Here is a 10,980-nt window from a genome sequence, read left to right as displayed (position 1 = left end):
GCCCCGCCATCAGGGTGCCATAAGGGGAACTTGATTGCGCCCTGCCGGTTTGGCGCCTAGTGCTTCGCCGGACCGTCGCCACGCGGTTATGGCTTGGGCGACACGAAGCGTTAACTTTCGATTCATCATAAAGGCTGCCTTCGGGTCGCTCTGGTGGAGACTATGAAGAAGACCGTTTTCGTTGCCTTGGCGCTATCGGCCCTGCTGGGTGCCTGCCAGTACAAGAGCGTTGCCGCTCCCGAACTGTCGGCGCGCGACGCCGAATATATCGCGCTCGTTCCCAAGTTCGATACTTACCTTCCCTATCTCCCGTATGAGGTTGCCGATCCGACCGGCCAGCCGCCTGGCACGATCTATATCGATACGAAGGAGAAGTTCCTCTATCTCGTCCTCCCGAACAAGAAGGCGATCCGCTACGGTGTCGCCACGGGCGAGGAAGCCTATGGCTGGACCGGCGAAGCCGTGGTGCAGCGCAAGGCGGAGTGGCCACGCTGGACGCCGCCGGCCGAGATGATCAAGCGCTGGCCCCATCTTAAGCCGGTCGCGGGCGGACTGGCGGGTGGCCCGGACAACCCTCTCGGGGCCCGCGCTCTCTATCTCTATCAGGACGGCAAGGACACGCTCTACCGCATCCACGGCACCAACGAGCCGGAGACGATCGGCCGCTCGGCTTCGTCCGGCTGCATCCGGATGCGGAACATCGATGTCATCGACCTCTACAATCGCGTCCCTGCCGGCGCGAAGGTCGTCGTGGTCTGATCACTGCGCATCTGTCGACAGCATTGAGCGGGCGGCCTTCGGGGCGCCCGCTTTTCATTGCGGCATGGCCAAGAAAAAGGCCGGTGGGAGCTGGGCTCCGCACCGGCCAAGTGTAGGGTCTCGAAGGGGAGGTTTCAGTCGTCGAAACCGTGGCGCAGCACGCCGGGGAGTTCGGTCCTGCGTGCCTCGCCGTGCTTCTTCAACGCACCCGATAGCTGACGGGTTCCCGCGGCGACCGCCTGAATCGCGATCGGGCGGAACTGCGAGCCATAGGTTTCGCGTGCCGCAGCATCGTGAAAGCCCTTGCGAAGCTGCACATGATGACGAGTGTGGTGTTGAAGCATGGCTCCTGACTCACTGATGACCTGACGTCGAAGGCTCACGCCACCGACAGCTTCATGCTGCCGATGGATCGGGACCGGCCGGGGGCGCGTCTGTGATTTGTTCGTGGCGATCTGGAGCCGGGAGCCGATTCGGCCACATTGATGAACAGATGTAAAAAAAGGCCGGGCGATTGCCGCCCGGCCTTTCAGTTCGTCCCAGGCACGGACCGTCAGGCGAAGAGGCCTTCAGCCTTGGCCCAGTCCAGGGTCTTGTCGAGCGCGCGCTCGCAGCGGTTGAACATCTCGTCGATCTCCGCCTCGCTGATGACCAGCGGCGGGCAGAAGGCGAGGCGGTCGCCCATGGCGCGGGTGATGAGCCCTTCCTGCAGCGCGAAGGCCACGGCCTTGGCGCCGACGCCCTTCTTGACGTCGAATGCGGCCTTGGTCTGCTTGTCCTTGACCAGTTCGGCACCGCCGATGAGACCCACGCCCCGAGCTTCGCCGACGAGCGGATGCTCGGCGAGCTTGTCGAGGCGGCGGATGAAGGTCGGCGATACCTTGTTGACGTGATCGACGATCTTCTCGCGCTGATAGATCTCCAGAGTCTTCACCGCGACGGCGCAGCCGACGGGGTGGCCGGCATAGGTGTTGCCGTGGCCGAACGTGCCGATCTTGCGGCTCTGGTCGACGAGGACGTCATAGACCTTGTCGTTCATCATCACGGCACTGAGCGGGAAATAAGCCGAGGTGATCTGCTTGGCGAGCGAGATCGTGTCGGCGTTCAGGCCGTAGGTCTCGGTGCCGAACATCTTGCCGGTGCGGCCGAAGCCGGTGATGACCTCGTCCGAGATGAACAGGATGTCGTATTTGGCGAGGACGGCGTTGACCTTCTCGAAATACCCGGCTGGCGGGGTGATCGCGCCGCCGGCGCCCATCACCGGCTCGGCGATGAAGGCGGCGACCGTGTCCGGCCCCTCGCGCAGGATCATCTCCTCGAGTTCGGCGGCGAGGCGGGTCGAGTAGTCCTGCTCGCTCTCGCCCGGCTCGGCGTAGCGATAGTGGTGCGGGCAGGAGGTGTGCAGGATGCCGGGCAGCGGCAGGTCGAAGTCGATATGGTTGTTCGGCAGGCCGGTGAGCGACGCCGAAGCGACGGTGACGCCGTGATAGCCCTTCAGTCGCGAGATGATCTTCTTCTTCTGCGGCCGGCCGAGCGCATTGTTCATGTACCAGACGATCTTGACCTGGGTGTCGTTGGCGTCGGAGCCGGAGGCACCGTAGAACACCTTCGAGATCGGAACCGGCGCGATCTCCTTCAGCTTCTCGGCAAGCTCGATCGCCGGGTCATGGCTGCGCCCGCCGAAGATGTGGGTGAAGGGCAGCTTCTTCATCTGCTCATAGGCAGTCTCGATCAGCTCCTGGTTGGAGTAGCCGAGCGCGGTGCACCAGAGGCCTGCCATGCCCTCGATATATTCCTTGCCGGTCGAGTCGTAGACGTAGACGCCCTTGCCGCTTTCGAGAACCAGCGGCCCGTTCTGCCGATGGGTGGCGAGGTTCGTGTACGGGTGGACGAGGGTTTCGATATCCCTGACGGCGAGATTCGACAGCATGATCGGTTTTCGCTCCCTGTTTAAGATTCTTGCCACCTTAGACCGAATTGACTGCAAATGTTGAGCGCTTTGGACGCAGAGGGTGACAGACTCTGCTGCAATGCGACCGAAAATCAGAATCCCGCACCAGGCGTCCGTTCAAGGCCGTTCGATTGGCGGCGCGACGAAGCCGCTTCCCGCCTCTTCGAGCATTGCGCCGACCGCGATCGCGGTACGGTCCTCGCCGAAGGGCGCGATGACCTGGACGCCGAGCGGCAAGCCTTCGCGCGATCGCATGACCGGTGCGGACAATGCCGGCAAATCGGCGCCGGTGGCCAGGGAGGCCCAGAGCAGGAAGTCGAGATAGGGCCGGGGCTCGCCATTCACGCCGAGCCGGCGGGCGTGGATGTCCGGTCCGTGGTCGTGCGGGATCGCCGCGACCGGGGCGGGCGGGCAGAGCAGGACATCGAAGCGCTCGAAGAAGCGGGCCCATTGCCGCTTCTGGGCGATGCGGCGCTGCGCGAGCTGATGGTAGAGGCCGGGCGTCATGCGGGCGCCGCGGGCCTGCAGCGCCTGATGCGAGAGATCGTACGGGCTGAACCGCGCGGCCTGAGCCTGGATGCGGGCGCGCACCTTCGGAGGCAGGCCATAGGCGACGACGGCATGGTTGAGCAGGGCGTAGACTTCGAATGCATCGGAAAAGCGGACCGAGGGGCGCGCGGTCTCGTCGACGATGGCGCCTGCTTCGGCGAGGCGGCGGGCGGCCTCGCGCGTCGCCTCGGACACTTCGCTGTCGACGGGGGCGAAGGGATCTTCGGCCCAGAGTGCGACGCGCAGCCCGTTTGCCGTCCGCGTGCGCGGCTGCTGCAGGGGGCCGGGCAAGAGCGCCGCGTCGCGGGGGCCGGCGATGACCTGCAGGACGAGGTCGAGGTCCTCGGCGGCGCGGGTGATCGGACCGGCGACCATCAGGTCGGCATTGCGCGGCGTGCGGCGCTCGGGCGGAGGCGGAATCGAGCCCCAGGTCGAGACCAGTCCCCAGCTCGTCTTGAGCCCGAACACACCGCAGGCATGGGCAGGCCAGCGGATCGAGCTGCCCAGATCGGAGCCGAGCTCGAAGGCGCTCATCCCGGTCGCGACGGCGGCCGCGGCTCCGCCGGAGGAGCCGCCGGGAGAACGGCTTTCGTCCCAGGGGTTGTTCGTCACGCCATGGGCCGGATTGTAGCTCTGGAAGTCGCCCGAGAAGACCGGGACGTTGGTCTTTCCGAGGATGACCGCCCCGGCTGCGCGTAGCCTCGCGACCGCGGCGGCATCCTCCGTGGGCACGCGCTCGCGATAGGCGGGCAGGCCGCCGGACGAGGGCAGGCCGGCGACGTCGAAGGCGTCCTTGACCGTGATCGGCAGGCCTTCGAGCGGGCGCGGGTTGCCGCTTGCGATGCGCTCGTCGCTGGCCCGGGCCATGGCGCGAGCGGCTTCCCGATCCTGCGCCACGATGGCGTTCAGGCGGGGGTTCAACGCGTCGATCCGGGCGAAGGTGGCCTCCAGCAGTTGCATCGCGCTGAAGCGCCGCGCGAGCAGGCCCGCGCGCAAGGCCGTCGCCGAAGCGGTCAGGTCGATATCGGCTGCCATCGCGACGTCATTCCGTGTCGACGGCGCGGGCGAGATCGCGCCATAGCAGCACAAGCCGGTCGAGTTCGGCGAGGTCGTCGATCTTGAGCTTGCCGAGCGTGCTGGCGACGAAATCGCGCTGAGCCGTGATTCCGGCCTCGGCCAGCCGGCGGCCCTCCGGCGTCAGGTGCATGGCATAGGAGCGCCGGTCCCCGGCGATGGCACGGCGCTCGACAAGGCCGGCCTGCACAAGCCGGTCGACCAAGCCCGACACGTTTCCCTTGGTGACGTAGAGGCGTTCGGCGAGCTCGCTCTGGCTGATGCCTTCCTGCTCGGTCAGCGTCGAAAGCAGGTCGAATTGCGGAATGGAGAGGCCGAGTTTCCGGATGCGCCCGGTCATCTGGATCAGCATGCGCTGGTGCAGCCGCATGAAGCGGAACCAGACACGGTCAGGCTCCGTCGCCGCGTGCGGGACGCTCTTCGGTGCGGTCATCGCGTTTCCCCCCTTTGAACGATCAGACCTAGACCATCTCGCGCGGGCAGGCGAGCCTGCGATGGTGCGACTTCCCTTTCGCGGAAAGCCGCAGCTATCCTCCCGGAAAAGACAACGCTTCGGGAGAAACGCGCATGCTCGGCCTGATGCAGGACTGGCCCCTTCTGCTCCATCGGATCATCGACCACGCAGCCGTCCAGCACGGCACCCGCGAGGTCGTCAGCCGCGCCGTCGAGGACGGCAGCTTGCGGCGACGCAGCTATGGCGAAATCAGGAACCGGGCGTTGCGCGTCGCCAAGCGGCTGCAGCGTGATGGAGTCGGGCTCGGGGACAGGGTCGCCACGCTGGCCTGGAACACCGACCGGCATCTCGAGCTCTGGTATGGGATCAGCGGCATCGGCGCGATCACCCACACGGTCAACCCGCGGCTGTTTCCGGAGCAGATCGCCTGGATCGTAGGCCATGCCGAGGATCGGCTGCTCTTCCTGGACCTTACCTTCGTGCCGATGATCGAGCAGCTCCAGGACAGGCTGCCGAGCATCGAGCGCTACATCGTCCTCACCGATGCCGAGCATATGGGGCAGTGCAATCTCAAGGGGGCCGTCGCCTACGAAGACTGGCTCGCCGAGGCTGATGACGATTTCGCCTGGGGGGCCTTCGACGAAAACACCGCGGCCGGGCTTTGCTATACCTCCGGCACGACGGGCGGCCCGAAGGGCGTGCTCTATTCGCATCGCTCGAACGTGTTGCATGCGCTTGCGTGCGCGGCGCCGGATTACATGGGCTTGTCCTCGCGCGACACGGTGATGCCGGTCGTGCCCCTCTTTCATGCGAACAGCTGGTCGCTGGCCTATTCCGCGCCGATGACCGGCGCCAAGCTGGTGATGCCCGGAGCGAAGCTCGACGGTCCCTCGCTGTACGATCTGCTGGAGGGCGAGGGCGTGACCATGACCGCGGCGGTGCCGACGGTCTGGCTCGGATTGCTGCAGCACCTGGAAGCGACCGGCGGCAGGCTCGCGACGCTCGAGCGCGTCGTGATCGGCGGCTCCGCCTGTCCGCGCGCGATGACCGAGGCGTTCGAACGCAAATACGGCGTCACCGTCGCCCATGCCTGGGGCATGACCGAAATGAGCCCGCTAGGCTCCTTCTGTTCGATGAAACCGGTCTATCGTCAGCTCGAAGGGGATGCGCTTTACGACCTCAAGGTCAAGCAGGGCCACCCGCCCTTCACGGTCGAGTTCCGGCTGACCGACGATGCCGGGAGTGACCTGCCCTGGGACGGCAAGACCTTCGGCCGGCTCAAGGTGCGCGGGCCCGCGGTGGCCGGCGCCTATTTCCGGCGTGAGGATGAGGACATCCTCGACGATCAGGGCTTCTTCGACACCGGCGATGTCGCGACCATCGACCCTGCCGGCTACATGCAGATCACCGACCGCTCGAAGGATGTGATCAAGTCCGGCGGCGAGTGGATCTCCTCGATCGACCTCGAAAACCTGGCGATCGCTCACCCCGATGTGGCGGAGGCCGCCGTGATCGGCGTTGCCCATCCCAAATGGGACGAGCGGCCGCTGCTCGTCATCGTGCCGAAGCCGGGGCGCGCGCCGGACAAGGCGGAGATGCTCGCCTTCATGACCGGCAAGATCGCGAAATGGTGGCTGCCCGACGATGTCGTGCTGGTCGAGGCGATCCCCCACACCGCGACCGGCAAGATCCAGAAGACGGCGCTGCGCGAACTCTTCAAGGATTATCGGCTGCCCGGCTGACATCGACGCCGGGCGACGCAAAACGGCGCCCCTTTCGGGGCGCCGTTTCGTTGTGGAACTGCTTCGGGCGTGGGCCTTGGCTCAGAACTCTTCCCAGCCGGCGTCCTGGGCGCGGCCATTGGCGACCTTGCGCGGAGCGGGGGCGGATTTCGACTGGGCGAAGGCGGCCTGGGCGAGTTCGCGCAGGCGCTGCGGCTCGGACCCGTCGGACGGGGCGGCCGCGGCAGCCAGGGCCGGACGGGGCAGCGAACGCAGCGCGGGCTTCGCCGGCCGCGAACCGGTGGCGCCGGTGGAGACCGGCTGCGGATAGCCGGACTGCCCGACAGCCTCGCGGCCGGTGCGGAAGGTCGCGACGAGCTCGTTGAGCTGGCCGATGCGGCCGGTCAGCGCATTGGCCGAGGCCGCGCTCTCTTCGGCGAGCGCCGCGTTCTGCTGGGTCATCTCGTCGAGATGGGCGACGGCCTGGCTCATCTCGTCGATGCCGTTGGCCTGCTCGCCGGAGGCGGCCGAGATGTCGGCGATCGTCGCCGCCACCTTCTGCGAGGCCTCGAGGATGCGCGAGAGCTGGTCGCCGGCCTGGCGAACCAGCTTCACGCCCTCGCCGACCTCGGCATTGGAGGAGGAGATCAGCGACGAGATGTCCTTGGCCGCCTCGCCCGAGCGCTGGGCCAGCGTGCGCACCTCGGAGGCGACGACGGCGAAGCCCTTGCCGGCCTCGCCGGCGCGTGCCGCCTCGACCGCGGCGTTGAGCGCCAGCAGGTTGGTCTGGAAGGCGATGTCGTCGATGACGCGGATGATGTCGGAGATCTTCTGCGAGGCGCTCTCGATGCGGGCCATGGCCTCGACGGCCTGGCCGGCAATCGCGCCGCCGGACTGGGCCGCCTGCATGGCGTCGTCGGCGATGCGGGCGGCATCCTTCGAGGCCTGGGCCGAGGCCTTGACGCTGGCCGCGAGTTCCTCGGTGGTGGCGGCGGTCTCCTCGAGCGAGGAGGCCTGCTCCTCGGTGCGCTTCGAGAGGTCGTCGGCGCCCATATGGATCTCGCGGGCGGCCAGCCCGACATCGGCCGAGGTGGTCTGGATCGTCGCGACGGTGGCCGAGAGGCGGTCGACCGTCTCGTTGATCGCGCCCTTGAGATCGGCGAAGCGGCCGCGATAGGCGCTCTCGACCCGGTTGGTCAGGTCGCCGCCCGCGATCGCCGACAAGGCGCTCGCGAACTCCGTCGTCGCCGTGTCCACCACGACGTTGATCTCGTTGATGCCTTCGACGAGCTCCTTGAGCGGCCCCTCCATGCCGCCGACCTGTGCCTGGCCCGTGAAATTGCCGTTGCGCGCGTCGGCGACGATGGTCGCGACTTCGCCGAGCAGCTTCTGGACATGGGCGGCCTGCTCAGCGTCGGCGAGCATGGCGAGCTCGCGGTCGCGTCGGTTCTGCTCGAGCGCCAGCGCATTCTCGCGATAGGTTTCGAGAGCGCGACTCAAGGCGCCGATTTCGTCCGGCGACGGGGCAGGGGGGATCGCCTGCGCGAAATCGCCCTGCTGCATGCCGTCCAGCGCGGATTTCAGCGAGATCAGCGGCCGCGCGACGCGCCGCTGTACGCCACGCCAGCTCAGGATGCAGACGACGAGGAGGGCGGTGAGCAGCGAGCCGACGATGCCGAGCTTCAGCCAGGCCTGGTTGAGCTTCTCGCTGGTTCGCAGGCTCATGTCGTCGAGCGATTGCGTCACGGCCGACACGATCGGCTCGAAAGGAGCGTTGCACTGCTTCGTCCACTCATCGGCGGCGATGATGGGGCCGGTGCCCTGGCCGAGCTTGCCGATCAGTTCGTCGATCTTGCGGTTCGACGCGGTGACGTCGGCCGTCATGACACCGATCTTCCGGACGAGCTCGCCGCCGACCCCCGGACGAGAGGAAAGCTGCTTCAGCGTGTCCAGCGACGCGTTGGTGACGCCGCGCATCTCGCCGAGGCGGCGCAGCTGGGCCGCATCGAGCGCCTTGCCCGAGCCGAGGGCCGGCCGCAGAAGCGAGCATTGCGTGCCGTAATTGGCGCGGACATCCCAGCCCGTAGACTTGAAGCCCTGCAGATCGGCCAGCACCGGGTCGGCGAGACGTGCGGCCGTCGAGGTTTCGTCCGAGGCCTTGACGATCGCGCCCTCGATGGCGCCGATGCCGTTGTACCAGGGCATCGTCGCCGCAAGGTTGCGCTGCGCCTTCGGCTTGCCGGCCTCGGCATAGAGATCGGCCATCTTGTCGTCGGCGAGCTTCTGCTCGCGCTGGATACCGGCGATCAACTCCTTGCGGTTTGACAGATCGGTGTCCTGCAGCTGCTTGACCGCCTCTGCGATCTGCGAGCGGTTGGCCTGCTCGATCTGCTTCAGCGCCGGGGCGGGATCATCGGCCACCTGGATGCTGGTCTGCGCCTGGCCGCGGGCCGAGCGGATCATGTTGCCGGCGAGAAGCAGTGCCTTGTCGGCCTCGACCAGCTCGGCCAGCCGCATGTTGGTATGCACCTCGGCGATGGACTGCTCCGCCATGTAGGTCAGTGCGCCTATGCCGGGAACGCAAAGGCACGCCATCGTAGCGACGAGATAGCTCTGGATCGACGAAGGAAAGAATTTCACGGCGGTACTCGGGAAGCGACGTGCAACTGGGAAAGGCGGTGGCGCAGGCCGAAGGGGCGTGGTGGTCAATCCCGCCGCCCCTTCGCGGCCAGCTACCAACAATTTGATTAAGATTGCGCTTAGCGATGCTCGCGCTTGCCTTCCGCCGGCCGTGGCCTCACCTAGGTGCGATGCACCGCCGTCTCGTCTTCGAGGAACCGGTTTCGCGTGCCGCCGTCTGGAGCCGGCGGCTGGCGTGGTTCTCGCTCGCGGTTCTCGCCCTGTCGCTGCTGCTCGTCCGGCTGCGGGAGCCCAGCATCGAAGGTCTCGCGCCGGTGGCAGGGGCCTACATCTTCGTCTTTGCCGCGCTCGGCCTTGCGATCCTGGCCTTCATCCGCATCTGGCGCTCCGGGCATCGCGGCGTCGGCATGGCAGCCTGGGCGATGGTATTGTCGCTGGCCCTGCTCGTGCCGCTCGGCCATGTCGCGGTGAAGCTCGTGACCCTGCCGGCGCTGGCGGATATCTCCACCGACATCGACGATCCGCCGACCTTCAGCCGGTCCCAGGTTGCGCAGACGGCGCGCGCCGGGCGGGTGCCGCCCGATGTGCCCGCCATCCGCCGGCGCGTGCAGCGCCAGGCCTATCCCAAGGCCGTGCCGATCCTGCTGGAGGTTCCCGCCGAGATTGCCTTCGACGTTGCGCGCCGCGCCGCGACCGGGCTTGGCTGGCAGGTGCTGGAAACGTCCCGGCCGGGCGGCCGCAGCGGGGCGGGCCGTATCGAGGCCGTGGCGCGGGGGCGCATCCTGCATTTCTCGGAGGACATCACCATCCGGGTTCGGCCACGCGTCGACGGCAGCCGCATCGATATCCGCTCGGCCTCGCGGCTGGGGAATCATGACCTCGGAGCCAATGCGTCGCGCATCGCCGCCTTTGCCGGCGAGGTCGAACTGCTGATGGACAATCGCTGAGCGGGCGGCTCAGGCGAGACGATAGCGGCTCGTCAGGGCGGGCACGGGATCGCTGGCGTCGACCAGTCCGCGCAGCACCAGGTCCTCCAACTGGGCCAGCACGGAGAGCGCGGCTGCCCCATGCAGGGCCGCCGCCAGGCCCTGATAGATAGCGGGCACCATGGCCGCGATCGTGTCGTCGCCCTGGCCGAGACGGCTCAGAACAGCAGCTTCGCGCTGGCGGCGGTGCTGGACCAGGCCTCGCAGGAAGCGCTGCGGCTCGGTGACCGCTCCGCCATGGCCCGGCCAGTAACGGGCGTGCTCCATGCCGCGCAGCTTCTCGATCGAGGCCATATAGGCGGCCATCGAGCCGTCAGGCGGAGCGACGATCGACGTCGACCAGGCCATGACGTGGTCACCCGAGAACAGCGTCGCCTCCTCGGCGAGGGTGAAGGCCAGGTGGTTGGCGGTGTGGCCGGGCGTCTCGACCGCCGCGAGGCTCCAGCCCGGTCCGGTGATCACGTCCCCGTCGCCCATCAGCGCTTCCGGCTGGTAACCCGTATCGGCCGCGGCATCGAGGACGCGGCCTTCGCCGGGGCCGAGTTCCCGGGAAGGGCGATGCGGCCCGCAGCCGACCACCTGCGCGCCGGTGGCCGCCTTGAGGGCGGGCACTGCGGGAGAATGGTCACGATGGGTGTGGGTCACGACGATGTGGCTCACCGTCTCACCCCGCAGGGCGGCCAGCAGGCGCTCGACATGGGCGGGATCATCGGGGCCGGGGTCGATGACCGCCACAGTGCCGCGGCCGACAATGTAGGTGCAGGTGCCGGTGAAGGTCATCGGGCCGCCATTGCCGGCGACGACGCGGCGCACCAGCGGCGAAAGCTTCGCGACTTCGCCGGCCGG

Annotated in this window: 9 protein-coding genes; 3 read left to right on the top strand and 6 right to left on the bottom strand. The window is 67.5% G+C overall.

What is annotated here, in order from left to right; all coding sequences use genetic code 11:
* Nucleotides 1–162 precede the first annotated feature (162 nt).
* Complete coding sequence (locus ACIPIA_RS04045) at nt 163–759, top strand: L,D-transpeptidase (RefSeq protein WP_400506917.1); 597 nt, start codon at nt 163–165, stop codon at nt 757–759.
* A gap of 134 nt (nt 760–893) precedes the next feature.
* On the opposite strand, the gene ACIPIA_RS04040 is transcribed toward ACIPIA_RS04045, so the two are convergent.
* From ACIPIA_RS04040 to ACIPIA_RS04025, 4 genes are all read right to left on the bottom strand, one after another.
* Entirely contained in the window at nt 894–1,103 is a 210-nt protein-coding gene (locus tag ACIPIA_RS04040) for a hypothetical protein (RefSeq protein WP_400506915.1), read from the bottom strand.
* Between the two features lie 209 nt (nt 1,104–1,312).
* A complete protein-coding gene (locus ACIPIA_RS04035; protein WP_400506913.1) occupies nt 1,313–2,689 on the bottom strand; it encodes an aspartate aminotransferase family protein in 1,377 nt (458 codons plus the stop codon).
* A 138-nt stretch (nt 2,690–2,827) separates the two neighbouring features.
* Nucleotides 2,828–4,294, bottom strand: coding sequence for an amidase (locus tag ACIPIA_RS04030; RefSeq protein ID WP_400506912.1), 1,467 nt, complete (start codon nt 4,292–4,294; stop codon nt 2,828–2,830).
* 7 nt (nt 4,295–4,301) lie between these two features.
* The gene (locus tag ACIPIA_RS04025; RefSeq protein ID WP_400506910.1) at nt 4,302–4,766 is read right to left on the bottom strand and encodes a MarR family winged helix-turn-helix transcriptional regulator; all 465 of its coding nucleotides are present in this window, start codon (nt 4,764–4,766) and stop codon (nt 4,302–4,304) included.
* A 134-nt stretch (nt 4,767–4,900) separates the two neighbouring features.
* Here ACIPIA_RS04025 and ACIPIA_RS04020 point away from each other — a divergent pair, with 134 nt between their 5' ends.
* Nucleotides 4,901–6,529 carry a long-chain-fatty-acid--CoA ligase gene (locus tag ACIPIA_RS04020; RefSeq protein WP_400506908.1) on the top strand — a complete coding sequence of 543 codons (1,629 nt, stop codon included), beginning with the start codon at nt 4,901–4,903 and terminating at the stop codon, nt 6,527–6,529.
* 81 nt (nt 6,530–6,610) lie between these two features.
* Here ACIPIA_RS04020 and ACIPIA_RS04015 read toward each other — a convergent pair whose 3' ends face one another.
* Nucleotides 6,611–9,148 carry a methyl-accepting chemotaxis protein gene (locus ACIPIA_RS04015; RefSeq protein WP_400506906.1) on the bottom strand — a complete coding sequence of 846 codons (2,538 nt, stop codon included), beginning with the start codon at nt 9,146–9,148 and terminating at the stop codon, nt 6,611–6,613.
* 170 nt (nt 9,149–9,318) lie between these two features.
* Here ACIPIA_RS04015 and ACIPIA_RS04010 point away from each other — a divergent pair, with 170 nt between their 5' ends.
* Nucleotides 9,319–10,095: a DUF1499 domain-containing protein gene (locus ACIPIA_RS04010; RefSeq protein ID WP_400506904.1), complete on the top strand. Its 777-nt coding sequence runs from the start codon at nt 9,319–9,321 to the stop codon at nt 10,093–10,095.
* A 9-nt stretch (nt 10,096–10,104) separates the two neighbouring features.
* Here ACIPIA_RS04010 and ACIPIA_RS04005 read toward each other — a convergent pair.
* A partial coding sequence (locus ACIPIA_RS04005) for an MBL fold metallo-hydrolase (protein ID WP_400506902.1) occupies nt 10,105–10,980 on the bottom strand: 876 nt, incomplete at its 5' end.

Origin of the sequence: Allobosea sp. CER48 (genome assembly GCF_044752385.1) — a bacterium.
GTDB lineage: Bacteria > Pseudomonadota > Alphaproteobacteria > Rhizobiales > Beijerinckiaceae > Allobosea.
The sequence above is the reverse complement of the archived record's forward strand: the minus strand, read 5'-3'. Positions and strand labels throughout refer to the sequence as shown.